The sequence below is a fragment of the Microcystis sp. 0824 genome, from assembly GCF_003112475.1.
GTDB lineage: Bacteria > Cyanobacteriota > Cyanobacteriia > Cyanobacteriales > Microcystaceae > Microcystis > Microcystis aeruginosa_C.
In genome coordinates this window covers 24,060-47,605 of the sequence record NZ_BDSM01000050.1, presented here as the reverse complement: position 1 = coordinate 47,605, position 23,546 = coordinate 24,060, and the positions used below count along the sequence as shown (strand labels likewise).

General features: G+C 42.2%; 23 protein-coding genes and 1 pseudogene. 13 read left to right on the top strand and 11 right to left on the bottom strand.

Annotation, left to right across the window (positions count from 1 at the left end; translation table 11 throughout):
* Positions 1 to 6 precede the first annotated feature (6 nt).
* Entirely contained in the window at positions 7 to 588 is a 582-nt protein-coding gene (locus N0824_RS16410; protein ID WP_046661890.1) for a DUF1997 domain-containing protein, read from the bottom strand.
* 276 nt (positions 589 to 864) lie between these two features.
* Between N0824_RS16410 and N0824_RS16405 the strand changes: the two genes are divergently transcribed.
* On the top strand, positions 865 to 1,323 hold the full coding sequence (locus N0824_RS16405) for a response regulator transcription factor (protein WP_233256469.1): 459 nt from the start codon (positions 865 to 867) through the stop codon (positions 1,321 to 1,323).
* Here N0824_RS16405 and N0824_RS16400 read toward each other — a convergent pair whose 3' ends face one another.
* Entirely contained in the window at positions 1,324 to 1,506 is a 183-nt protein-coding gene (locus tag N0824_RS16400) for a hypothetical protein (protein ID WP_002734024.1), read from the bottom strand. It lies immediately after the preceding gene.
* A gap of 298 nt (positions 1,507 to 1,804) precedes the next feature.
* Between N0824_RS16400 and N0824_RS16395 the strand changes: the two genes are divergently transcribed.
* From N0824_RS16395 to truB, 3 genes are all read left to right on the top strand, one after another.
* Positions 1,805 to 3,376 carry a hydantoinase B/oxoprolinase family protein gene (locus N0824_RS16395; RefSeq protein WP_108937524.1) on the top strand — a complete coding sequence of 524 codons (1,572 nt, stop codon included), beginning with the start codon at positions 1,805 to 1,807 and terminating at the stop codon, positions 3,374 to 3,376.
* A 132-nt stretch (positions 3,377 to 3,508) separates the two neighbouring features.
* Positions 3,509 to 4,555 (top strand): tRNA (adenosine(37)-N6)-threonylcarbamoyltransferase complex transferase subunit TsaD, encoded by a 1,047-nt coding sequence (tsaD, locus tag N0824_RS16385; RefSeq protein ID WP_108937523.1) that lies wholly within the window; start codon positions 3,509 to 3,511, stop codon positions 4,553 to 4,555.
* An 88-nt stretch (positions 4,556 to 4,643) separates the two neighbouring features.
* A complete protein-coding gene (gene truB / locus N0824_RS16380; RefSeq protein ID WP_108937522.1) occupies positions 4,644 to 5,525 on the top strand; it encodes a tRNA pseudouridine(55) synthase TruB in 882 nt (293 codons plus the stop codon).
* Positions 5,526 to 5,576: 51 nt separating this feature from the next.
* Here truB and N0824_RS16375 read toward each other — a convergent pair whose 3' ends face one another.
* The 4 genes from N0824_RS16375 to N0824_RS16355 form a co-directional block, all read right to left on the bottom strand.
* Positions 5,577 to 5,834 carry a cobaltochelatase gene (locus tag N0824_RS16375; RefSeq protein ID WP_108937521.1) on the bottom strand — a complete coding sequence of 86 codons (258 nt, stop codon included), beginning with the start codon at positions 5,832 to 5,834 and terminating at the stop codon, positions 5,577 to 5,579.
* A gap of 101 nt (positions 5,835 to 5,935) precedes the next feature.
* Positions 5,936 to 6,982, bottom strand: coding sequence for a histidinol-phosphate transaminase (gene hisC / locus N0824_RS16365; RefSeq protein ID WP_108937520.1), 1,047 nt, complete (start codon positions 6,980 to 6,982; stop codon positions 5,936 to 5,938).
* Positions 6,983 to 7,083: 101 nt separating this feature from the next.
* Positions 7,084 to 8,304: a (E)-4-hydroxy-3-methylbut-2-enyl-diphosphate synthase gene (gene ispG, locus N0824_RS16360; protein WP_108937519.1), complete on the bottom strand. Its 1,221-nt coding sequence runs from the start codon at positions 8,302 to 8,304 to the stop codon at positions 7,084 to 7,086.
* Positions 8,305 to 8,338: 34 nt separating this feature from the next.
* Entirely contained in the window at positions 8,339 to 9,253 is a 915-nt protein-coding gene (locus tag N0824_RS16355) for an alpha/beta fold hydrolase (RefSeq protein ID WP_108937518.1), read from the bottom strand.
* Positions 9,254 to 9,590: 337 nt separating this feature from the next.
* Between N0824_RS16355 and N0824_RS16350 the strand changes: the two genes are divergently transcribed.
* The 5 genes and pseudogenes from N0824_RS16350 (at position 9,591) to lysS (ending at position 13,960) form a co-directional block, all read left to right on the top strand.
* A complete protein-coding gene (locus tag N0824_RS16350) occupies positions 9,591 to 9,881 on the top strand; it encodes a recombinase family protein (protein ID WP_002782826.1) in 291 nt (96 codons plus the stop codon).
* A gap of 129 nt (positions 9,882 to 10,010) precedes the next feature.
* Positions 10,011 to 10,300, top strand: a pseudogene (locus N0824_RS21460) (hypothetical protein); the annotation flags it as partial.
* A complete protein-coding gene (locus N0824_RS16340) occupies positions 10,281 to 11,408 on the top strand; it encodes an RNA-guided endonuclease TnpB family protein (RefSeq protein ID WP_108937517.1) in 1,128 nt (375 codons plus the stop codon). The pseudogene N0824_RS21460 and the gene N0824_RS16340, both read left to right, overlap by 20 nt.
* A gap of 154 nt (positions 11,409 to 11,562) precedes the next feature.
* On the top strand, positions 11,563 to 12,132 hold the full coding sequence (locus tag N0824_RS16335; protein ID WP_108937516.1) for a TIGR04376 family protein: 570 nt from the start codon (positions 11,563 to 11,565) through the stop codon (positions 12,130 to 12,132).
* Between the two features lie 106 nt (positions 12,133 to 12,238).
* A complete protein-coding gene (lysS, locus tag N0824_RS16330; protein ID WP_108937515.1) occupies positions 12,239 to 13,960 on the top strand; it encodes a lysine--tRNA ligase in 1,722 nt (573 codons plus the stop codon).
* Positions 13,961 to 14,020: 60 nt separating this feature from the next.
* Here the strand turns inward: lysS and N0824_RS16325 are convergent, their stop codons facing one another.
* The 3 genes from N0824_RS16325 to N0824_RS16315 all read right to left on the bottom strand — a co-directional run bounded on the left by N0824_RS16325 (position 14,021) and on the right by N0824_RS16315 (position 17,506).
* Complete coding sequence (locus N0824_RS16325; protein WP_108937514.1) at positions 14,021 to 15,667, bottom strand: DUF3685 domain-containing protein; 1,647 nt, start codon at positions 15,665 to 15,667, stop codon at positions 14,021 to 14,023.
* Positions 15,668 to 15,725: 58 nt separating this feature from the next.
* Positions 15,726 to 16,166 (bottom strand): Fur family transcriptional regulator, encoded by a 441-nt coding sequence (locus tag N0824_RS16320; RefSeq protein ID WP_061432819.1) that lies wholly within the window; start codon positions 16,164 to 16,166, stop codon positions 15,726 to 15,728.
* An 869-nt stretch (positions 16,167 to 17,035) separates the two neighbouring features.
* A complete protein-coding gene (locus tag N0824_RS16315; RefSeq protein WP_108937513.1) occupies positions 17,036 to 17,506 on the bottom strand; it encodes a DUF29 domain-containing protein in 471 nt (156 codons plus the stop codon).
* A 178-nt stretch (positions 17,507 to 17,684) separates the two neighbouring features.
* Between N0824_RS16315 and N0824_RS16310 the strand changes: the two genes are divergently transcribed.
* The 3 genes from N0824_RS16310 (at position 17,685) to recN (ending at position 21,331) form a co-directional block, all read left to right on the top strand.
* Positions 17,685 to 18,743, top strand: a complete 1,059-nt coding sequence (locus tag N0824_RS16310; RefSeq protein ID WP_108937512.1) for a DUF2157 domain-containing protein — start codon at positions 17,685 to 17,687, stop codon at positions 18,741 to 18,743.
* Positions 18,744 to 18,838: 95 nt separating this feature from the next.
* Positions 18,839 to 19,519, top strand: a complete 681-nt coding sequence (gene rppA, locus N0824_RS16305; RefSeq protein ID WP_108937511.1) for a two-component system response regulator RppA — start codon at positions 18,839 to 18,841, stop codon at positions 19,517 to 19,519.
* A 57-nt stretch (positions 19,520 to 19,576) separates the two neighbouring features.
* Positions 19,577 to 21,331, top strand: a complete 1,755-nt coding sequence (gene recN, locus N0824_RS16300; RefSeq protein ID WP_108937510.1) for a DNA repair protein RecN — start codon at positions 19,577 to 19,579, stop codon at positions 21,329 to 21,331.
* Here recN and N0824_RS16295 read toward each other — a convergent pair.
* A complete protein-coding gene (locus N0824_RS16295; protein ID WP_108937509.1) occupies positions 21,308 to 21,949 on the bottom strand; it encodes a Uma2 family endonuclease in 642 nt (213 codons plus the stop codon). The two genes, recN and N0824_RS16295, sit on opposite strands and share 24 nt — an antisense overlap.
* A 121-nt stretch (positions 21,950 to 22,070) precedes the next feature.
* Here N0824_RS16295 and N0824_RS16290 point away from each other — a divergent pair, with 121 nt between their 5' ends.
* Positions 22,071 to 23,264 (top strand): FAD-binding oxidoreductase, encoded by a 1,194-nt coding sequence (locus tag N0824_RS16290; protein WP_108937508.1) that lies wholly within the window; start codon positions 22,071 to 22,073, stop codon positions 23,262 to 23,264.
* Positions 23,265 to 23,266: 2 nt separating this feature from the next.
* On the opposite strand, the gene N0824_RS16285 is transcribed toward N0824_RS16290, so the two are convergent.
* The gene (locus N0824_RS16285; RefSeq protein WP_002768833.1) at positions 23,267 to 23,542 is read right to left on the bottom strand and encodes a hypothetical protein; all 276 of its coding nucleotides are present in this window, start codon (positions 23,540 to 23,542) and stop codon (positions 23,267 to 23,269) included.
* Between the last annotated feature and the right edge of the window lie 4 nt (positions 23,543 to 23,546).

The following is a 23,546-nucleotide window of genomic DNA, read 5'->3' as shown; positions in this document are numbered from 1 at the left end:
TTTTATTTAACTAAGGGAGAGATCGAGAATGGTTTCGGGGTAATTTTGGGCAATAATGTCCTGTTTAGCCCATTGTTGGTAATCTTGCAACAATTGACTCATTAAACGCTGTTTAATCCGCAATAAAACCCCTTTTAAGAGACTATTGCCGGTGATTTCTAACAAGGGACGCGGGGTTAACCATAATGGCGGTGGTAGAGCGACTTTCACCTCAAGATTGGCTTTCCCCGCTAGATAGGTTTGATTATTTTTTTCCACCGGAGCGAGTTTGCCTTGAACATTGAGGCTAAAGCGATCGTTGATATAATCAATACCTTTGATCTGACAGTCTTCTGATTGCAAAAATACCGTCCCCCCAGAGGTAGCCCAGACATTGAGAATAACTGTGGGCTGAAAATAGTACAGATCCAAGAAGTTGAGGGGACGCATTTTTAGGCGAAACCGATTCTCAGACAAGTGTTCCGTTAAGCTAGTCTCAACGATAGCCTGTACTAATCTTTGCGGTTGGCGCAGATAATGCTGAATCGGGATGGTTTGTTCAGCAACAAAAATTTCTAGGGATTCGGCAGCGGTAAAAGTTACTTCCATAAGTTGGCCATCTTAAATTTGTCTCCCTTCTTAATTTTACTTTACAAAACTTATACTCTTCGACGGTCCAGATGTAGAAATTTTATCGCTAAGAGGGGACACAAACCAGATTTTTGCCCAAAGTTAGGCCTTTTTCAGTGATCAGCGCTCAGTGGGGGGTTTTAAGTCAACAGTGGGAGCGCCGGAGATGGGGAGACCACTTCGTGCGCGTTGCGGGGGTGATGGGGTGATGAGAAGTGTCCTGAAGTGAAGACCAAAAGACCAACAGCCCCTACAATGATAAGAAGTGAGACCTCCAAGTATAGGAAAATGATTATAATGAAGCCGATAGAACCAATTAAAGTTTTAATTGCCGACGATCACGAGCTAACTTGTTTAGGACTCAAGATTTTAATTTCCAAGCAGCAGCATTGTCAGGCGGTGGGAATTGCGGTTAATGGTCAACAGGCGATCGACTTGGCGAAAAGTTGTCAACCAGATGTAATTATTTTAGATATACGGATGCCTGTCTTAGATGGACACAGCGCCGCTATTCAAATCAAACAATTCGACCCCCATATTCGCATTATTGCCTATAGTTCCTTGCCAAAGCCTCCAATGGAAAAAAATCATCAAAGTACAGCCTTTGACCTATACTGCTCTAAAGATATATCTTCCCAAGATCTGATCAAAGCGATCGATGACTTGGGAAAATTAGCACAATCGGACAAATCTCAATTCCGTCGAGTCGGATAGTTAACTAAGTTTTTCTTCAGGAAAAGTTGCTTGAAACTCATCGAGTAATTCATCCAACTCCTCAAGAGCTTGATTAACATCTAATCTCAGACCCCCAATGTCGGGTTTATCGCGCAATTGCAGTAAATAATCGCGTTTATTAGCCATTTGTTTTACTTTATCGATCAAGCTGGTTTTATCCATAATTTACCCTCTGGTACTGACTGCGATTATATCTCAGTTAGCTCCTATCAGTGGAGCTGCTCCAAAAATCAAAAATCTTCCGTTAGGTGAGCAGACAGTAAACTCCGAGACAGGAGGATAAAAAAAGACAAGAGACAAGCACCCTATCTATAAAAACCACAATTAGGTCAAATTTATCTGATATTTTCGATATTTTAGCCCGATAGCGGCTCGATAACTTACTTTTGTAGGGGATATACTAATAACTGATAACTAATAACTAATAACTGATAACTGATAACTGATAACTGATTTTCCTATGTCCCCTCTAGATTCTCACCGCACAGAAATAACTACCGTTGCCGATCCTATTTATCTGGAAATCTTTAAAAATCTCTATCAATTTATTGCCGAAGAAATGGGTATTACTCTGCAAAATACGGCAGCAAGTGTCAATATTAAAGAGCGTCTAGACTTCTCCTGTGCTATCTTTGATGAGGTGGGAAATTTAATCGCTAATGCTCCTCATATTCCCGTCCATTTAGGCTCTATGGCCGATAGTGTCAAAAGCTTAATTCAGGATAAAAGGGAGACGATTCGTCCCGGGAATGTTTATCTAGCTAATAATCCTTATAATGGCGGTACTCACCTGCCAGATGTCACAGTAATTAGTCCTATTTTTAACCGTCAAAATCAGGAAATATTATTTTATCTTGCCTCCCGGGGACATCAAGCTGATATCGGTGGCATTACTCCCGGTTCTATGCCTCCCCACTCTGTCCATATTAGTGAAGAAGGAATTTTATTCGATAATTTTTTGCTGGTAGCGGCGGGACAGTTTCGGGAACAAGAATTAATTAATCACTTAACTAATAGTCCTTTTCCTGCACGCAATATCCCTCAAAATATTGCCGATTTTCAAGCACAAATAGCCGCTAATGCCAAGGGAGAAAGAGAATTACATAATATGGTTGATCGCTACGGATTAGCTATGGTTAAAGCCTATCAACAGTTCGTTCAAGATAATGCCGAATTGGCGGTTAGAAAAGCTATATCTGTCCTGAAAGATGGTGAATTTACTTATTATCTAGATAGCGGTGCTGTCATCAAGGTCAGAATTACCATAGATATTGATAATTGTCAAGCAACCATTGATTTTACTGGCACATCTAACCAGTTAAATAATAACTTTAATGCACCCCTGGCAGTGACAAGAGCGGCGGTTTTATACGTTTTTCGTACCCTTGTGGAGGAGGCAATTCCTTTAAATGCTGGCTGTTTCAAACCCCTCCATTTAATTATCCCATCTGGTTGTTTTCTTAATCCTGTTTATCCAGCAGCCGTGGTAGCGGGAAATGTGGAAACTTCCCAAGCAATAGTTAATACTTTATACGGTGCTTTAGGTATTCAAGCAGCCAGTCAAGGGACGATGAATAATTTCACTTTTGGCAACCAAGAATATCAATATTATGAGACTATTTGCGGCGGTTCTGGTGCGGGGGCAAATTTTGCGGGAACTGCTGCCGTACAAACCCAAATGACTAATTCCCGTCTCACTGATCCGGAAGTATTAGAAATGCGCTATCCTGTGTTAGTAGAAAGTTTTAGCATTCGCCAAGATAGTGGCGGTAAGGGACAATATTCTGGAGGTGATGGTGTAATTAGAAGGATTAAATTTCAAGAGTCCATGACTGCTAATATTTTATCTAGTAATCGCCGGATTCCTCCCTTTGGACTAGCGGGAGGAAAAGCTGGTAAAATAGGACGTAATGCCTTGGAAAGAAACGATGGAACTATCGAAGAATTGTCCGGTACCGCTACTGTAGAAATGAATCCCGGTGATGTTTTTATTATTGAAACCCCCGGCGGTGGTGGCTATGGAAATTGCTGAATGATAACTTTAATTTTAATTAAGTACTTAAGCAAAATTAATTACACATATCTAACTACCTTTTGCCTATTGTCTATTGCCCATTGCCTATCCTAACCAAGAATTTAATTTTGTCCTATTACTGATTAAATCATGACAATTATCTTAGCGATCGAAACCAGTTGCGATGAAACGGCTGTGGCTATTGTTAACAATAACCATGTGTTGAGTAGTGTAGTTTTTTCTCAAATTGATCTCCATCGTCTCTATGGCGGTGTTGTGCCAGAAATGGCCTCTCGACAACACCTAGAAACCATTAATTTTTGTCTAGAAAAAGCTTGGCAAGAAACGGGTTTAACTTGGTCAGAAATTGATGGAATAGCCGCCACAGTTGCTCCCGGTTTAGTAGGTGCTTTAATGGTGGGAATGACAGCAGCCAAAACCCTGGCTATTGTCCAGGATAAACCCTTTATCGGCATTCATCATCTCGAAGGTCATATCTATGCTTCCTATCTCGCTCAACCCGATCTTAAACCTCCTTTTTTATCTCTTTTAGTCTCCGGGGGTCATACCAGTTTAATCCATGTGCAGGCCTGCGGTAAATATCAACAATTAGGAACCACTAGAGATGATGCAGCCGGAGAAGCTTTTGATAAAGTGGCACGATTATTAAACTTAAGTTATCCGGGAGGTCCGATAATTGATCGCATGGCTAAAGATGGTAATCCGCAAGCTTTTGCCTTACCTGAAGGTAAAATATCTTTACCAACCGGCGGTTTTCATGCCTACGATTCCAGTTTTAGCGGTTTAAAAACTGCTGTTTTGCGCTTAGTAGAGAAATTCGAGCCGGATCATTTACCCGTAGCTGATATAGCCGCTAGTTTTCAAGATACGGTAGCCAGAAGTTTAACCCGTCGGACAATCAATTGTGCCTTAGATTATGGCTTAAAAACTATCGCGATCGGGGGAGGAGTGGCGGCTAATAGTGCCTTGAGAAATCATCTGGAAACTGCCGCCAAAAATCATGATTTAACCGTCTATTTTCCGCCGCTTAAACTCTGTACCGATAACGCCGCTATGATTGCTCGCGCTGCCGTTGATCATTATGATCTGGGTCATTTTTCTGACCTTTCCCTCGGTGTTCGTTCCCGTTTACCTTTAAGCGAAGTTATGCAATTATATAATACGTCAGATTTTTAGCTATCAGCCGTCAGTATTCAGAATTGAGGAGATTGCTTTTATCTATTCTCCCCATCATCCCACCCCACTTCATAATTCATAATTTATAATGTTTGGCTTTTTAAATCTCAATAAACCCCCCGATTGGACTTCTCATGATTGTGTGGCCAAAGTCCGAAAAATTCTGAAGACAAAACGAGTTGGCCATGGCGGAACTTTAGATCCTATGGCTACGGGAGTTTTACCGATTGCCGTCGGGTCTGCCACCCGATTACTGCCCTATTTCCCCGAAAATAAGGCTTATCGGGCCAAAATCCAGTTAGGACTCAGCACCGATACCGATGATATTACTGGAAAAGCGATCGCCACTTGTCCCTGTGGCGATTTAACTTTAGAGGCAGTTAAGCCGTATTTAGCGGAATTTATTGGCAATATTGCCCAAATTCCGCCGATGTATAGTGCTATTCACAAGGATGGTCGCCGTCTCTACGAATTGGCTCGCAAAGGGGAAATAATCGCAGTGGAGCCTCGTCAGGTCAAAATTGACCAAATTACGGTTTTAGGCTGGTTAGAGGGGGAATTTCCGCAAATAGAGCTAGATATTCACTGTGGATCGGGGACTTATATCCGTTCCCTGGCCAGAGATTTGGGCAAGGTGTTAGCTGTGGGTGGCACTTTAGCCGGTTTAACTCGTACGGAAAGCTGTGGTTTTCAATTAGCCGATAGTATTAATCTGGAAGCTTTAATGGCTAATTCCGAGGGTTTAATTTCGCCTCGCATTGCCTTGGCGCATCTAGACTGGATTTCTTTGACATCAGAGAGAGTTATCGATTGGTTTCACGGCAGAAAAATTAATCTCACCGATGCAAATGTTATGATTGGTTCTCTGGTGGCTGTGGAGTCTTTAGAAGCTCAATTTCTCGGCATTGCTGAGATAGTTGTCCGAGAAGATGAATACTACCTACAGCCTAAAATAGTTATTCAGCAATAGGGTTAATAATAAACACTTTTTCTATATCTTAAGTATGCTTATCTGGACAAACTAAGCTTTTTGATCAACAGTATAAACCCACTGATTATGATTTTTTCTGGCCACGATTTTTTTAGAAGCGACCAAAGATTTTAGACAAAGATTGAGCATAGAAACGGGACGATTTAAGCGATCACTCAATTCTTGAACTGTAATTCCTTGGGGATAAAATTGCATAAGTTCAAAAATTTGCGCGCTAGTATTTAATCCTTTTGTCGGACTAATAATCTTGATAGCCAAGGCTAGTAATCGGGAGAAACGACAGGTCATTAGACCCTTGTTTGTCGCTGCTTTGTTCCGCTCGATCTAGCCTTTTTTTCGAGAAGTTATCAGGGTTTCAAGTGCTAATAAAACCCCGACGTAAATCGATATTAATTAGTTCCCATAATCTCTTGAATAGCAGATAAAAGGCGATCAATCTCCCCATCGGTCCCGATAGAAATCCGCACATAATTCTTAATGCGAGGATGTTTAAAGTATCGCACTAATATCTGACGCTCTTTCAGTTGATTATATAACTCACTGGCACTAATGTGCGGGGGAGAAGCGAGGATAAAATTAGCTTCCGAGTCAAAAACAATAAATCCCAACTCGCGCAAAGAAGTAATTAAACGGCCGCGGGTTTGACGGACTTTTTGCCAAACTTGCTCAAAATAATTATGGTGTTTAAAAGCTGCTGTGGCTAAAGTTTGAGCGATGCGATCTAAATTATAGGAATCACGCACCTTATCCATCTGTTCGATAATTGCCCTGGAAGCAAAACCGAAACCGACTCTTAACCCCGCTAAACTATAACTTTTCGACATAGTGCGACTAATGATGACATTATCGTAACGGGAGAGAAAATCGAGATGATTGTCATCACTAAAATCCACATAAGCTTCATCAATTAATACCACTCCCGACGCATTGGCACAGGTGGCTTCTAAATAGTCGCGCTCAAGATGTTTACCGAGGGGAGGATTAGGAGAAGCGAGAAAAATTAATTTCGCTTGCGGACAAATAATCGGTCCTGCTAATGCAAATTTATCATTAGTGGGAAATTCGATAATATTTGCCCCGTGTACCCGAGCAATTGTCTCGTAAAGGGAATAGGTTAAATCTAAAAAAGCGACGCTTTCGCCAGGGTTAACAAAAGTTCGCAGGGCGATATTAAGTATATCATCGGAGCCATTACCCGCGATTATCTGATCGGCTGTTATGCCGTATAATTCCGCCGCCGTTTGCCGTAACTCTTTGGAGATAGGATCGGGATAGAGTCGGACTTTCTCTAATTGCTCTTGCAGGTGGGCAAAAATTTCCGCCGGTGGGGGATAGGGATTCTCATTGGTGTTAAGTTTGGTAAATCCCGCGCTTTGGGGCTGTTCTCCCGGAGTGTAAGCGGGGGTTTGACGAACACAATCGCGTGTAGGTAGCATGGACTCTCTGGGGCGGCAATTTCTAGCAAGCTTTCCATTGTAACAAATTCTCGCCGATGATCGGGGGTTGAATAGATGTCAACCCCTACCGGTAAAACTAATTAAGGTTCTACCCAACGGCCATCGGCTTTAATTAAATTAATCAACTCCCTTACACCTTCACTCTCGGGGACGCGTTTAATTTCCTCGCGACCGCGATAAAGGGAGATATAACCGGCCTGTTTCCCCACATAACCATAGTCTGCGTCGGCCATTTCTCCCGGTCCATTGACAATACAACCCATAACGGCGATATCTAGTCCGGTGAGGTGTTGAGTCGCTGCGCGCACTTGCTGCAGGACATCTTCTAAATTAAAAAGAGTGCGACCACAGGAAGGACAGGCAACGTATTCGACCATGGTTTTCCGCAGTCCCAGGGCCTGGAGAATGCTGTAACAGACGGGAATTTCCTTTTCGGGAGCTTCCGTCAGAGAAACGCGAATCGTATCACCGATACCGTCCGCTAAGAGAGTGGCAATCCCGGCAGTGGATTTAATTCGTCCGTATTCCCCATCTCCTGCCTCAGTAACACCTAAATGCAGGGGATAATCCATACCTAACTCGTCCATGCGCTTAACCATGAGACGATAGGCGGCCACCATCACCGGCACGCGGGAAGCTTTCAGGGAAACCACCAGATTGCGAAAATCGAGGGATTCGCAGATGCGGATAAATTCTAAAGCCGACTGTACCATTCCTTCGGGGGTGTCGCCGTAGGTAAAGAGCATTCTTTCGGCCAGAGAACCGTGGTTAACGCCGATTCGCATCGCTTTATCTTGATCTCGCAGGGAAATCACCAAAGGTTTCAGGGTTTCGGCAATTTTTTCGCCAATTTCATCAAATTCTGCTTGACTATACTCGCTGCGGTCGGCCTTCGGTTTCTCGAAAACGTACAAACCGGGGTTAATCCGCACTTTATCGACGTGCTTGGCCACTTCTAGGGCGATTTTCATCCCGTTGTGATGCACATCGGCTACTAACGGTACGGGTTGATAGGTGGCCAGCAGTTTTTCCCTAATTTTAGCCAAGGCGGCGGCGTGGGCCAGACTCGGCACGGTGACACGGACAATTTCACAACCGACTTCATGGAGGCGACGAATACCGGCCACGGAACCATCTATATCAAGGGTATCCTCGTTAATCATCGACTGCACGACCACGGGATGACCACCACCGATGGTAACGCTACCTACCCGGACGGGACGGGTTTTGCGTCGGTGAATCGTGGTGTCGAATTCGGAGGCAGTTGCGGGGGGTTTGAGCGTCGATTCCAAGGTTTGCATAGGACTATCACCAACAATCACTCTCCCTATTCTCTCAAAGAACAGGGACAGATTCTAGCCACTCCAATAAAATTGGGTTAAAACGGTCAGGACATTCATCCTGTAAACAATGACCGGCCCGGTCAAATTCTACATATTTAATCCTAGGATTAAGGGAAACAAAACCAGGAGCTAACTGGACGGGAACCATGCGATCTTGTTTGCCCCAACATAATAAAATCGGGATTTCTAAGCGTGGTAAAATCAACTTTGCCGGTGGACAATATTCGGGATGATTGACAGCTTGTGCTAGGGAAATAAAGGCCTCGGCTGCCCCCTCATCTAAGGTTGGGGCGGCGATAATTTGTACTAATTCGTCGCTGACTGCTTTCTTGTCTTCGTAGGCGATTCCTGTCCATTTTTTCAAGACTTGCGGACGACGCAGATAGTAAAAAATCGGTTTTAATAGCCAAGGAGAAGTGAAAAAGTTTTCGATGGGAGTGACGATATTTAATAACCAATTGGCGATCATTTCCCGCCGACGGCTGACATCGGGTAAACTGAGCATAACTAATCCGGCTACCATTTCTGGGTATTTACCCCCTAGGGCCATACTAACTAAAGAACCGATCGAATTTCCCACTAATACCACCGGTCTATTGATAAAAGTTTGCCAGAAATCGTGTATCTGTTCCACCCAAAGATTAACGGTATAGGGAACCTGCACTTTGCGGGAACCACCGAAACCTAATAAATCTACCGCATAAACTCGATGATTTTGGCTGAGGATAGGAATATTATGGCGCCAATGTTCGATCGCCGCTCCAAATCCGTGCAGTAAAATTAAAGGGGGTTTATCGGCATCTTGGGGGTTTTTTGCCGGCATAAAACTATAACGAATTTGCCAACCGCGCCACACCCAATCCCGTTGATAACCGATACGTTCTGTCCAAGCTGGTGAAGTTGTCACTTAAGTCAAACAATTAAGAGGTTTTCAGGAAATATTACTCTAGTTTTATTATACTGGTTTCCCCGTCCCTAACCGGCAGCCGAATAACATTTTTGTACTACTTTTCCCAAATATATTTAGGTCTTGCTGAATAAATCTAAAAACATTGTTAGATAAGGCTTTTAGACTTTTTTTCCTCAAAAAGTGCTGACCATTGGAGTGAAAGAGGGGAATAAAACCCTACACCCCACACCCCACACCCTACCCCCACGAAAAACTTTTTGCCGCAAACCCTATTTAAATCTAGGGATTTTAACTGAGTCTTGTAATCTTGTCTAATCTATGCTAATCTCCAGTTATGGAAAAAAGATTAGTCAAGATAGGAGAAGCAGCTAAAATTTTGGGGACAACTCCAGATACGCTCAGAAAATGGGAAGTAACTGGAGAAGTTATGCCAGCGAGAAAAACTCAAGGAGGTACTCGATATTACGACGTAAACCAGTTATTGAACCTAGAGAATGGAGATTCTCCAACAGTAGGTTATGCAAGAGTTAGCAGTCATGACCAAAAAGCCGATCTAGATAGGCAACAAGCCATGTTAGAAGCTTATTGTGCAGCTAGGGAGCATCTCATTTATGCAAGTGAGTAATTATACTTATCCCTAAAACTGGTTTCTAGCAAGGCTTTCAAAATAGCTTGACATAAAAACCTGATTTAGGGGTTACAAAGGTGAGATGCTCCCTGCAGCTAAAGGCTGGAAAACTGAAATAATCAGAGCAGAGAGCTAAGCCCTGGGATGAACTATCACAAAAAAGGACTGATGGTTCTCTTGGAGAAGATTCTCAAAAAACAGATTAAGCGACTGGTTTTAACTCATAAGGAGAGAAGGAGAGCAACCAAGCTTTGAAGAGGAATTAGCGCAAGATGTTCTGGAGATAATCACAGTATTTAGTGCTGTGACTATACGGCTCTAGAAGCAAAAAGCACGAGCAGTTAATGAAGGGGTTAGCGGCAGAAGGAGATAAGCTTTACGAGGAGACAAGGAAAAATGTTGAGCTTCAAGACTGAGTTAAAACTTAACAACAAACAACAATCTCTGATGGCTCAACACGGTGGTTGCGCTAGATTTGCCTGGAACTGGGGTGTTGCTCTAACCCAAGAAATTTTAGACTATAACCGGAATAATCCCGAGAACAAACAGAAATTCCCTACAGCTATTGACCTTCATAAAAGATTTGTCGCAGAAGTCAAGTCTGTTAACGAGTGGTTGTCTGAATCTTCTAAGTGCGCCCCTCAACAAGCGTTAAGAGATTTAAGGATAGCTTGGGATAGATGTTTTAAGAAGATAGCCAAATCCCCCAAGTTTAAGAAAAAAGGTGTAAAAGATGGGTTTTATCTCGAAGGCTCAATCAAAGTAGAGTCTAACAGAATCAAACTGCCTGTAATCGGGTGGGTCAAGACTTATGAACAACTACCGACAGGAGGGATTAAAAGTGTCAGAATAACTAGAAAAGCTGATAGATGGTTTATCGCTTTCAAGATAGATGATGTTGAAGTCCATCCTACCATCAAACAACGGGAGGCTATTGGAGTTGACCTAGGAATTAAATCTTTAGCAGTATGTAGTGATCGTACAGTATTTAAAAACGCTAAAGCTTATCGTAAATTAAAGCGAAAACTGGCTCATGTACAACGTGCTGTCAGTCGTAAAGCCCAAGGTTCTAACAATAGGAAAAAAGCCGTTAAAGTTTTAGCTAGAGTGCATTACATAATTTCTTGCATCCGCAATGATACTATCCACAAACTAACATCATGGTTAGCCAAGAACCACAGCGTCATCGTGTTAGAGGATTTAAACGTCTCAGGAATGTTGAGAAATCACAGACTGGCTAATGCAATTGCTGATGCTGGACTGTACGAATGCCGTCGTCAATTGGAGTATAAAACCCAGTTGTATGGCAGTAAATTGATAATGGCTGATAGATGGTTTCCTTCTAGCCAGCTTTGTTCTCACTGTGGCAATCAACAGAAGATGCCCCTATCAGAAAGGACATACCATTGTCAAAAGTGTCGAACTCAGATTGATAGAGACTTGAACGCGGCTATCAATCTCGAGTCCCTGGCGGTCAGCTCTACCGTCAACGCCTGTGGAGAGTCACACAAACCATTAGCTTAGGCTATTGGGATTCTGCGAAGCAGGAACAGAACAGATTATCCTAGGTTTTCCAGATAATCATAGGTTTCTGAGAGCGGTTGATCTAGCCTATGCTAAAAAGAGGGGGATTAAAATCGCTCCTAGACTTTAATTGCAAATTTAGGATACTGCACAGATGGGCAATCTATTTGATGATGTCAGTCGCTTTCTTGAAACCCAACTGGAAGAATTTCTCAGAAGTCATCCCCAATTAGAATTACAGGCGCTGGTAGAGCAACTGCGCGAACAGGAGCGCGATACTGCTAAACTGATTACCGCCCTAGAAAATGAGCGTCAACGTCTCGAACAGCAAATTTTGGCCACTGCCCAAGATATCCAAACTTGGCACGCTAGAATTGATAAGGCTAAGGCCGCTGGACGGCAGGACTTGCTTAAGGCTGCCAGTGAACGCGAGGCGGCCCTATTTCGTCAGGGTAATCAACTTTGGGGACGGATGGAAGGGGTGAAAAAACGTCTGACTCAATCCCAAGAGTTACTGCAACAGATCCAACAACGTCGTCAAGAAGTGCAAATTAAAGCCGAAAAAGCCCCTAAAAATCAGTCCCGTGACTGGGAAGCCACTTTTTGGGATCAACCCCAAGAATCGGACTATCAGCGCTCGAACTACGATAATCTCGATCTAAAATTTAAAGAATGGGAAATGGAAGAAGAATTGAAAAAATTAAAGCGAGAAATGGGACGATAATTTTTCAGTGAGCAGTGAACAGTAAACAGTAAACTGATAACTCACATCTGATAACTGAAATCCCCAACAACTAAAAATTTCCCAGAATTGTTCCTCTTAGAAAACGATGGCATCTCAAGCACAAAATCCTGAAAATCAACCCTCCTCTACTCTCGAAGAAATCCGGTCCGCTCGTTTAGAAAAAGTGGCAGGATTGCAAAAAGCTGGCTTAAATCCCTACGCTTACCAGTGGAAATCTACCGCTCACGCTCAACAATTACAAGAGCAGTATGCCGACTTAGCACCGGGAGAAGAAATTAGCACAGAAGTAGCCATTGCTGGTCGGATTATTGCCCGAAGAATTATGGGTAAACTAGCCTTTTTTAACCTGCAAGATGAAACGGGAACGATTCAATTATACCTCGATAAAAAACGCATTAGTGAAACCATGGCCGCCGTGCCGAATGCCTTTAACACGGTGATTAAACTAACCGATACAGGCGATATTTTAGGGGCAAAAGGGACGATTAAACGCACAGAACGCGGCGAATTATCTATCTATGTAAATCAGTACGAAATTCTCACCAAATCCCTCTTACCTCTCCCGGATAAATGGCACGGTTTAACCGATGTAGAAAAACGTTATCGCCAAAGATATGTGGATTTAATTGTTAATCCGGAAGTGCGACAAACTTTTCGCCGTCGCGCCCAAATTACCGCTGCCATTCGCAGATATTTAGACCAAGAAGGTTTTATTGAAATTGAAACTCCGGTGCTACAAAGTGAAGCGGGAGGAGCCGATGCTAGACCGTTTATCACCTATCATAATACGCTGGAGATGGAGTTATATCTCCGCATTGCCACCGAATTACATCTAAAAAGATTGATAGTCGGGGGTTTTGAAAAAGTCTTCGAGTTAGGCCGAATTTTTCGCAATGAAGGGGTTTCTACTAAACATAACCCTGAGTTTACTTCCATCGAAATCTATCAGGCCTATGCCGATTATTATGACATGATGGAGTTAACCGAAAACATTATTGTTAACGCTGCACAAGATGTTTTAGGTACGCTGAAAATCACCTATCAAGACACGCAAATTGACCTAACTCCTCCTTGGCGACGAGTGACTATGCACGAATTAGTCCAAGAAATAACCGGGGTTGACCTTAATAGTTTTGAGGATTTCGAGTCGGCTCGTATTGCCGCAGAAAATGCCGGTATTGGCGTTCCAGAGGACTGTAAAACCATCGGTAAGCTCTTAAATGAAGCTTTTGAACAAAAAGTCGAAGAAACCCTAATACAGCCCACTTTTGTGCTAGATTTTCCCGTGGAAATTTCCCCTTTAGCTAAACCCCATCGCTCAAAAACTGACCTCGTAGAAAGATTTGAATTATATGTGGTTGGACGGGAATTAGCTAATAGTTTTTCTGAGTTAACCGATCCCATCGATCAACGGCAAAGATTGGAAGCACAGGCACTCAAAAAAGCGGCCGGAGACTTAGAGGCCCAAGGCGTTGATGAGGACTTTTTAACCGCTTTAGAATACGGAATGCCCCCCACGGGAGGCTTAGGAATTGGCATCGATCGCCTGATCATGTTATTAACCGATTCTGCCAGTATTCGCGATGTGATTGCTTTCCCCTTATTAAAAAGTCAAAGTACAGCGATTAAATCTTTTGACTACGATGAGGACAAAAAAATTCTGAAAGTGGAATTTAATCACGGTGGTATCTATCTTTATCATGATCTACCTTTGGCAGTATATAAAGACTTTCAGTCTGCACCATCGAAAGGACAGTTTTTTGTCGGACAAATTCGCGATAAATACAGTTTTGACAAGGAATTGTAAAAGTTAGGGACACTTCAGTTATCAGTTATCAGTCATAATTCATAATTCATAATTCATAATTCATAATTCCTTCTTACCTTTGACTTCCTGCCAAGTGTTACCAACTCCCTGTAAAACCCCGCGAACTACTAAACCAATACCGCGACCGATAACTTGGATAAGAATATAGACTACTCCCTTACCCACCACCCGAAAAAAAGCGCGTAAACGAGGAGATAAAGAGTCTCTTAATTCTAAGGCGATCGAAACTAACCAGGGTATGCCTGTTAAACTATTTAATTCTTCCTGTCGGGGGGAATAAATGGCTAAAGATTTGATTTGTCCCTCGCCATAGTGAAATAATTGATATTGACTTTCAAATATATCTTTGGGGTCTTGCCAGTATTGTTGCCGTCGGTATTTCCAAGATAATTCATTGCGGATTTTAGCTAATTTTCTGGCGATGAGAAATTCTGACCGGTAAAGTTTTTGTTTGATTCTTTCCGATTCCGAGAAGTTATTGAGAATAATTACTGTCACTGCATTGGCAAGATTATGAATGAGATTTTGCAGGAGAATTTCGGCTCTGGCGATGGTTTCAGGAGCATTAGCCCGGTATCCTACTCCGTCAATATTTAAACTATTTTCGTACACTAAATAGGAAAATAAGTCAAGAGTAAAAGGAATTTTATTGAGGATTTCTGTTTGAATTGCCTCTCTTTCTTCCAGAATAATTTCGTTAAGTCTGCCTTTACTAATTTCCTCATAAACCGAGGCATTAATTTCTAAAAATTTACGCGCAACTTTCTCCCAGATATCGTAAATAATCAGATTTAAGCGACTGGTTAATTCCCCACTGCTAACCTGTAAATATCTCATTTCATCGACATTTTTACGAATTTCATCGAGAACTAAATACAATAATTCCCGTTGCCGATTATCCTGTAAAACATCAATTTCAAAACTAATCTTGGTTCTATTAATTAAAGGCGATCGAATGACTGCTAAAGTGGACTCAAAAACCGCCGAAACACACAGGGGACGCTCGCGGCTTAAAATTGGTAATTCCCGATCGATATTGTTAATTATTATCGGAGGTGTCGCTGAAACTGAATTGTAAGAGCTACCTTCCAGGGGAATTAGTTTTCTCACTAGCCATAGGGCTGCTAAAAGTTCTCGTTTTCTCCCCTGCCAATAAAAGCGATCAAAGCCGGATAAAGACTGTTGATTAAGATGCAGATCAATTAAATGTAATTCACTTTCGATGCGATTTAATCCCGTTTTGCCAGCACTGATTAACCAATGGCTAGGGGCTAAACTTGGACGGGTAGCAATGGTGAGAGCAGAAGGGGCAACATCCGGGGATTCATCCCGGGAAATTTGCCCTAAAATAGTGATAAATTGCTCTAGGTTTGTGCCTTTGGGAATATAACCAGCGATGCCTAATTCTCTGGCGATTAGTTGCTGTCGGGAGTCGAGAGGAAAGGTTAATAAAACAATTTTACTTTCGGGGTAGCGAGAGTGGAGAATTTCACAGTAAGACCAATCAAAAAGAGGATCGATAATAATAATTTCGGGGGAGGGATTCAGAGTCAAAGCGAAAATTGTTTCTAAATCCCCTTCGGTGACGATACTAATATTTTCTATCCGCGACAAGGCCTGCACTAGACCCAAGCGGTAAATCGGGTCATTATCGATGATAATTAGGGTGAGAGGGCGATCGATCACAAGAGTTGCAGCCTGTCAACGGATACTATTCACAGGGGCAATTATACAGTGATCCGGCTCATTTATTTTGTTTATAGCCATAGAAATCGATGCGATAATCGGTAATTTTTACCCCCGTCGATGCCTCGACCTGTTTAATTAATTCCGGGGGAAGTTGGATATGCACATCGATGATTTGTTGGCTGTCCAGACAATTGACGTGACTGTGGGAGTCGCTGATGTTACCGTAGAGTCTGCCGTCCCAGCGTTCCACAGATTCGATAATGCCTTGACCCGATAGAGCCTCTAGGTTTTGGTACACTGAGGTATGACCGATGTTTTTTCCTTGCAGATTGAGACGATCATAAATTTCTCGCGCTGATAGGTGTTCCTGCGCTTGCCACAGCAATTCTAAAATATAGCGACGCTGACGACTAACCCGCATTCCTAAAGTTTGACACCTTTCGATCGCATCTTCTAAACACCGGATCGGTTTTTGTTTTACCTCCAAATTGTCCATAGTTGTATCCGTTGACCTCCGCCCTAATACATAGTCATTACCAGTTTAGCTTAGTCTTTCGATCGATGTCCACATTGCCCCAGTTTTTAGCCCATCTCAGAGTAGTTATCTCAATGGTGAGATAAGAAATTTTCGTTGTCGGGAGACAGGAGCAGCAAGAAAGAGCCTGACCATTTGTACTAAAATTCTCAGCCTTCATAATTCTGGCTTTAAGTCAATAGCCTTTACAAAACTTCAAAAATTGTCACACAAAAAAATGTCCTCCCTAGGGGCTTTTTTTGGGCAAGAGTATCAACACATTCCCCTGATTGCCTTGGTTTTCCGTTGATTTAAGGTTTAATGCTTAAACTAAGCCCACAGCATACCACGATCATACCAGATTAATAAATGTAGGCAACCCCGATTTACAGCCAAATTTTGGCAAATTCTGGGAAAATCAAAATGTTGTAACTTACTTGTTACATTTAACTAATCACCCCAAATATTTAAATATTTTAATTATTTGCCTTAAATTTATAATTTTTACTTATTCTTGAAGGCTGATTAACTAGGGTTGGGCAAAAAAGCTTGTAAGCTATGCCAAGACGCATTTTAAACACCTACCCTTAAATTAGCTCAATCTCCCCCAATCTCTTTACCGTTGCCTCTTGCCTATCCTAACCAAGAAATTAATTTTGCACGACTACTTATGAGTTAAGTAAGTAGTCATAATTAAATTGAAGATAGATTTTGCCTCTGATCCCCCCTGCCCCCCTTGATAAGGGGGGTGCCGATCCCACCTGCCCCCCTTGATAAGGGGGGTGCCGATAGGCGGGGGGATCCTCCTTAATAAGGGGGGTGTCTGATAACTTTTAACACCTACCTACTTATCAGGCATAGAAATCTTCGTCAAGAATCTGTTCTAAGGAAAAAGGGCAGTCTAAGGGATATGCTTCCTCTGGAGGAATCGCAATTCCAAAGTCAGCCAATTTACTTTCCTTGATGGCAATTTTGCGACCTTTAGGATAGGTTTTATCGATAGCGATTGCTAGATGAGATTTCAAAGAAGGGGTGTTTTCTAGTAAGGCGATAACTCGTTCCCTGTGTTCGACAATGGAGCTATACCAGCTAGATTTCATGCTTTCAGGGGCGGAGGATTGTACTTTTAATTTCAGTAAATGAGCCAGCAAAATCATTAAATTTCCTTCCAAGGCATTTTTATCTGATTTACCCAATTCTTTTAACTCCTCAACCAAATGAGATACATCTAATGCCTGAAAATCTCCTTGTTCTAACTGACCTATTGTTGTTATCAGCCATAATTGAAAATCTTGTTCATAGAGTTCTGATTTAGTTATCATAATGTCTTCGATAATAGTTAATCTAGATTGAGTTATACTCTATTTTGCAGATTTCGGATGTTGCAATCGGTAAATGTTAAGTTTTACTACAGGATTTAACATCTGCGCCTATGCCCTATTCCCTTATCCTTAGGATAAGCGGTTAAAATACATCTTAGCTTAAGGACTAGAGAATGTTATGAGACTAGAAAAAGAAGATTTTGATTGGGCAGTACAACAAAACCTAATTACTGCCAGCCAAGCTGAAAATTTATGGACGGCTTTTTTGTCCCGTTATCCCCAGGAAGATGAAGTTAATCGCCCTCGCTTTAATTTTGCTAATGTGGCCTATTATTTTGGTGCATTAATTGTTATCTCTGCCCTGGGGTGGTTTATGAACGAAGCTTGGGAGAGTTTCGGTGGTGCAGGACTATTTTTTATCGCCCTGTTTTATGCAATTTGTTTTATTTTCACAGGTAAAAATCTCTATTTTCAGCAAAATCTCAAAATCCCCGGCGGCCTTTTATTTACCATGGCAGTGGCAATGACTCCCTTAGCAATCTATGGTTTACAACGCTGGACAGGATACTGGCAAGCAGGAAATATGGCCATTTATCCAGATTTCTATACCTGGACTAAAGGCAGTTGGTTTTTAATGGAATTAGGCACGATTATCGCAGGATTAATAACTTTGCGATTTGTTAAATTTCCTTTCTTAACTGCACCGATCGCTTTTAGTCTGTGGTATATGTCAATGGACTTAACCCCTTTACTATTTGGAGAGGAAGAATATACATGGAGAGGACGACTGTGGGTATCCTTTTGGTTTGGAATTGCCTGTTTAATAACGGCCTATTTAATTGATGTACGTCAGCGTCGCAGTCTGGGAGATTTTGCTTTTTGGCTATACCTATTCGGATTAATTATGTTTTGGTTTAGTCTATCTCTCCTAATCGATGATAATGAAGCGCAACGATTTTTGTACTGTCTAATTAACTTGGGATTGATGTTATTATCAGTCCTGCTAAAAAGAAGATTATTTGTGGTTTTTGGAGGTGTCGGAGTATTTGCCTATCTTTCCTATCTCTCCTATCGTATCTTTGCCGATTCAATTTTCTTTCCCTTTGCCCTAACCGTCCTTGGACTTGGTATTATCTATATGGGAGTTTTGTATCAGCGTCATTACCCAACCCTGGCTAGATTTATTGAAAGTTATATCCCTCTCGAATGGCGCAATTTATTACCCAAAGATCGATAATTAGGAGAAATGGGGATATGGGGAAATGGGGAGATTCAACTAAAAAAACCCAAAACCCCAAAACCCCAACACCCGACACCATCTTTTTTACTTTTATGAAAATACTTATCGTTGATGATGAAAAAGAATTAACCGAACCCTTAGAACAAATTCTTGATCGAGAAGGCTATGAAGTTGATATTGCTGATAATGGTCGGACGGGGTTAGAATTGGCACGAGAGAATAATTATGACCTCTTAATTCTCGATTGGATGTTACCCCAGCAATCGGGATTACAAATCTGTCAACATTTACGGGATCAGGGGGACACCACTCCCGTTTTATTTCTAACCGCTAAGGATACCATAGATGATCGAGTGGCGGGATTAGATGCCGGTGCCGATGATTATTTAGTCAAACCCTTTCAACTGCGAGAATTATTAGCGAGAGTCCGCGCTTTATTACGTCGTTCTCCCAATTTTGAAGCTAGTAATAGCAGTAAATTAAAATGTGCTGATTTGGAACTCGATAGCGAAAATCAAGTGGCCTATCGTCACGGTCGTACGATTAGTTTATCAGCAAAAGAAGTACAATTGTTAACTTTATTTATGACCCATCCGGGGCAACTTCTCACCCATGAACAAATTTATCAGCATCTCTGGTCAGAAGGAGAGCAACCTAATAGTAATGTAGTTCCTGCCCTGATGCGCTTGCTGCGTCGTAAAATCGAAGCGGCTGGAGAAACACCTCTAATTAATACTGTCTATGGGAAAGGCTACCGTTTCGGGGAAAATTAGGGAATGCTGAAGGATAATGAGAATACCAACTGATTACCGATTACTGATTACTGATATATGTTATCCTGCCTACAAATTGAAAATTTTACCCTCATCGATCGCTTAGAATTAACTTTCGGCAGCGGATTAAATGTACTGACCGGTGAGACGGGGGCAGGAAAATCGATTATATTAGATGCGATCGATATTGTTCTCGGTGGTAAAGTCAATCATCGCGTCATCCGTCAGGGAAGCCAACAATCAACCCTAGAAGCGACTTTTTCTCTAACTCCAGAATTAATTGCTTGGCTAGAAAGTCAGGAAATTGACCCATTAGAGGATAATAGTCTGACCATCAGCCGGGAATTAGTGATTACTAATAATTCCTTGCGTTCTCGTTCTCGCATTAACGGAGTCGTCGCTAATCGCCAACAAATGGCGCAAATAAGAGATTTTTTGGTAGAAATCACCGCCCAAGGTCAAACAGTTCAGTTAATGGACGCTAATCGACAGAGGGAATTATTAGATCTCTACGGGGGTGAATCGCTGCTGCGGCAGCGGGAAAAGGTAGCCACAGCCTACGTTAACTGGCAAGAAAGCAAGAATAGTTTAAACAATAGGTTGCAATCGGAACAAAATCGCCTACAGAGATTAGATTTATTAGAATATCAACTAAAAGAACTAGAATCAGCTAATTTAACTGACGCTGACGAGTTGGAACAGTTGGAACAGGAAAGAAACCGACTCTCCCACGCTGTCGATTTGCAAAATTGCAGCTATCAAGTCTATCAACTCCTCTACCAAAACGATCGCGATCAACCGGCCGTCGCTGATTTGTTAGGAAAAGCTGAAAATATCTTGACAAATATGATGGTTTATGATAGCAGTTTAGAGCCAATTTTAGAGATGGTGCGATCGGCATTAAATCAGGTGGTGGAAGCGGGACAGGAAATCAACGTTTATGGGGATAGTCTAGAGGCAGATCCCGAGAGATTGAACGAGATAGAAGAGAGAATCGTCCAACTTAAGCGCATTTGTCGCAAGTATGGCCCAAGTTTAGCCGAAGCACTCGATTATTATCAGAAATTACAGCAGGAATTAGCGGAGTTGACGGGAGAAGGACAATCGATTGAGGAATTAGAAAAAATTTGTCAGCAACAGGAAAACATCTATCGAGAAACTAGCACCCAGTTAACCTTTTTGCGACAAGAAACCGCTAGTCAACTAGAAAAACAATTGGTACAGGAATTAAAACCTTTAGCCATGGAAAAGGTGATTTTTGTGTGTCGGATTGCTCCGGGTAATCCTAGCAGTCTGGGAGTCGATCAAGTGGGATTTTATTTTAGTCCCAATCCGGGAGAAAAAATCCAACCTTTATCCAGTACCGCTTCCGGAGGAGAAATGAGTCGTTTTCTCCTAGCGTTAAAGTCCTGTTTTTCCCAATCCCAATCGGCAGCAGCCACCCTAATTTTTGACGAAATCGATGCGGGAGTATCGGGAAAAGTTGCCCAGGCAATTGCCGATAAATTAGATCAATTAGGTCAACAATATCAAGTTTTATGCGTTACCCATCAACCCTTAGTGGCTGCTTTAGCTGATCACCATTTTCGAGTTTATAAACAAATGATTGCCGAAGATAATCCCACTAATCTCTCGGACATTCGCACGGTTGTCCGGGTTACTTCTCTCGATAATCGTCAGACGAGAAGGGAAGAATTGGCACAATTAACGGGAGGAAATTCGGCAGCAGATGCCCTCGCTTTTGCCGAGTCTTTATTGGAGAAAGCTGCTGCAAAAAAACAGCAGGATTTAACCTTGAAATTGACTGATTAACCAACGTCCTACCTGACTTTGATCCTGGCTGCGCGCCTGTTGTAAAGCTGACTCTAAAACCGCAAGTTTTAAATTAGGTAAAACCTTTGATATATCAATTCTTTTGCTACCTCGATCGATTATTTCAAAAGCGAATATTTGGGGAGCATCTACCTTAACACTCCAATATTCACTAACTCCTAATTCTTCATAAAGTAAGCGTTTATTACCTAAGTCATCATTAAGGGTAGATTTTGAGATTTCAATGACTAAATCTGGTGGAGGATACTGATTTAAATCAATCAGCGAAGTACCGTAGGGAATCAGATTAGCTTTCTCTGCAAAATAATAAGATATATCCGGTTGGACTTCTCGATAACCAGACTTGCGAAAACTGCAATTATCCTTGGCATTAAAGGCCAGATTTTTTAGGGTAGCATAGAGACTAACAGCGAAGATCAAAATAGCATGATCGCTGGCATGATCGTTACCAATAGGAGTCATTTCTAATCGATAATAGCCATTGTAATAATAACTTTTTCCTTGATTCTCTGGGAGGTGGTTAATTGCTTCTAAGTATTCTTCCCAACTACCTCTAATCCATCGGTCAGTTATCCCCCTAGTTTCTAACTGTTGCATAGTTATCCGATCCCCCTTTGAACTTTTTCTGTAATTATAGCAATTATTGATCAAATCAGAACCAGGGAACTGAGCCAGTATAATGATAGAATAGATTAATCGAGGAAAAATTAGCCCAATTATGACCACAACTTATGATTATATAATTATCGGTGGTGGTATCACCGGTTCCGCCTTAAGTTATGAACTAGCTAACCTAGGCAGTCGAGTCCTCTTATTAGAAAAAGAAACCCATCCCCTCAACGCCACTTTCTACAGTTACGGGGGTTTAGCCTATTGGTCGGCCACCACAGAAATCCAGAGAAAATTATATCAAGAAGGTCGAGAAATTCAGCGCAATTTATTGCAGGAATTGGGCATAGATAACGAATACCGGGACATAGAGTTAATTCTCACCGTTAACCCCGAAGATGATCCGGTCACTGTGGCCGAAAAATTTGCTATCTTTGCTATTACCCCCGAAATTCTCGATCCGCAAGCAGCGATCGCTTTAGAACCTCTATTAAATCCCGCAGCTATTTCGGGAGTTTTACGACTGCCCCACGGTCACATTAACGCCGAAAAAACTAATCTTGCCTATCAACAAGCTTTTCTGCGTCTGGGAGGCAAGATTATTCGGGAAGCTGTCATCGAATTAATTGAAACTGCATCGAGAATTACTGGCGTAAAAACTCCTAAAAATAATTATTCTGCCGGGGAAACTATCGTCTGTGCGGGGGGATTAACCCGGTCTTTACTGCAAAAATCTGGTATTGCTGCTCCCGTCTATTTTACCCATGCCCAAGGGATCAAAATTCCCCCCAGCGAAATCAAATTAAACACCCTAGTTATGCCGGCAATTCCTGCCAGATTGGTATTAGAGCAAAAAATCACCCAACTAGAAAATCAGGGCATTTGGCAGAGAGAAACCCCAGAAATAATTGCCAGTGTTTTAGAAACGGGGGCGGTACAATTCCGGGATCAAAGCCTTTATCTAGGGCAAATTAGCGCCATTATCACCGATCCAGACGCGATTTTAAACCCTCTGGCGGGGGAAAAAGCAATACGGGCTGCCGTGGGGACATTGCTGCCCTCTTTAGCCTCTCTCCCCGGCAGCTGTCATCATTGCCTAGTGGCCTTTGCTCCCTCGGGACGGGCCCTAGTGGGAGCGATCGCCGATAAACTGGGATTGCAGGTATTTTCTGGCTTTACCAGTACACTTGTATCGGCTCCGCCCCTGGCCCGACGTTTTGCGCGTCATCTGCTGGGGGAAAATGACGAGATAATTACTAATTTACAAAAGTTAAGAGAGAAATTAACTGATGGTTGCAATTAATCCTAATCGACTTTTTCCAACTGCCAAAGAATTTGGTTTCCCTCGCGTCTGACCCGGGAGATTACCCAATTTCGCCACGGCCAATGGTCGCCGCGACTGGTAACGGCCCCTGGATTAATATCCATTAAATCGGCCACTTCGGCGCTGGTAATCAAATAACCGCGATTGGCCACTTCATCGGCAATGCGTAGGGTTTCGATGAGATTTCTTAGCTGGTCAACTCTTTCTCCCCGGGGTAACTGGATTTCATCGCCAGCGCTATTAGGTGGTTCATTCATGGTG

Bases quoted from the DNA above. Each gene is read 5' to 3' on its own strand.
- N0824_RS16410 (WP_046661890.1), bottom strand. From the start codon at position 588: ATGGAAGTAACTTTTACCGCTGCCGAATCCCTAGAAATTTTTGTTGCT.
- N0824_RS16405 (WP_233256469.1), top strand. From the start codon at position 865: ATGATAAGAAGTGAGACCTCCAAGTATAGGAAAATGATTATAATGAAG.
- N0824_RS16400 (WP_002734024.1), bottom strand. From the start codon at position 1,506: ATGGATAAAACCAGCTTGATCGATAAAGTAAAACAAATGGCTAATAAA.
- N0824_RS16395 (WP_108937524.1), top strand. From the start codon at position 1,805: ATGTCCCCTCTAGATTCTCACCGCACAGAAATAACTACCGTTGCCGAT.
- tsaD (WP_108937523.1), top strand. From the start codon at position 3,509: ATGACAATTATCTTAGCGATCGAAACCAGTTGCGATGAAACGGCTGTG.
- truB (WP_108937522.1), top strand. From the start codon at position 4,644: ATGTTTGGCTTTTTAAATCTCAATAAACCCCCCGATTGGACTTCTCAT.
- N0824_RS16375 (WP_108937521.1), bottom strand. From the start codon at position 5,834: ATGACCTGTCGTTTCTCCCGATTACTAGCCTTGGCTATCAAGATTATT.
- hisC (WP_108937520.1), bottom strand. From the start codon at position 6,982: ATGCTACCTACACGCGATTGTGTTCGTCAAACCCCCGCTTACACTCCG.
- ispG (WP_108937519.1), bottom strand. From the start codon at position 8,304: ATGCAAACCTTGGAATCGACGCTCAAACCCCCCGCAACTGCCTCCGAA.
- N0824_RS16350 (WP_002782826.1), top strand. From the start codon at position 9,591: ATGGAAAAAAGATTAGTCAAGATAGGAGAAGCAGCTAAAATTTTGGGG.
- N0824_RS16340 (WP_108937517.1), top strand. From the start codon at position 10,281: ATGTTGAGCTTCAAGACTGAGTTAAAACTTAACAACAAACAACAATCT.
- N0824_RS16335 (WP_108937516.1), top strand. From the start codon at position 11,563: ATGGGCAATCTATTTGATGATGTCAGTCGCTTTCTTGAAACCCAACTG.
- lysS (WP_108937515.1), top strand. From the start codon at position 12,239: ATGGCATCTCAAGCACAAAATCCTGAAAATCAACCCTCCTCTACTCTC.
- N0824_RS16320 (WP_061432819.1), bottom strand. From the start codon at position 16,166: ATGGACAATTTGGAGGTAAAACAAAAACCGATCCGGTGTTTAGAAGAT.
- N0824_RS16315 (WP_108937513.1), bottom strand. From the start codon at position 17,506: ATGATAACTAAATCAGAACTCTATGAACAAGATTTTCAATTATGGCTG.
- N0824_RS16310 (WP_108937512.1), top strand. From the start codon at position 17,685: ATGAGACTAGAAAAAGAAGATTTTGATTGGGCAGTACAACAAAACCTA.
- rppA (WP_108937511.1), top strand. From the start codon at position 18,839: ATGAAAATACTTATCGTTGATGATGAAAAAGAATTAACCGAACCCTTA.
- recN (WP_108937510.1), top strand. From the start codon at position 19,577: ATGTTATCCTGCCTACAAATTGAAAATTTTACCCTCATCGATCGCTTA.
- N0824_RS16295 (WP_108937509.1), bottom strand. From the start codon at position 21,949: ATGCAACAGTTAGAAACTAGGGGGATAACTGACCGATGGATTAGAGGT.
- N0824_RS16290 (WP_108937508.1), top strand. From the start codon at position 22,071: ATGACCACAACTTATGATTATATAATTATCGGTGGTGGTATCACCGGT.
- N0824_RS16285 (WP_002768833.1), bottom strand. From the start codon at position 23,542: ATGAATGAACCACCTAATAGCGCTGGCGATGAAATCCAGTTACCCCGG.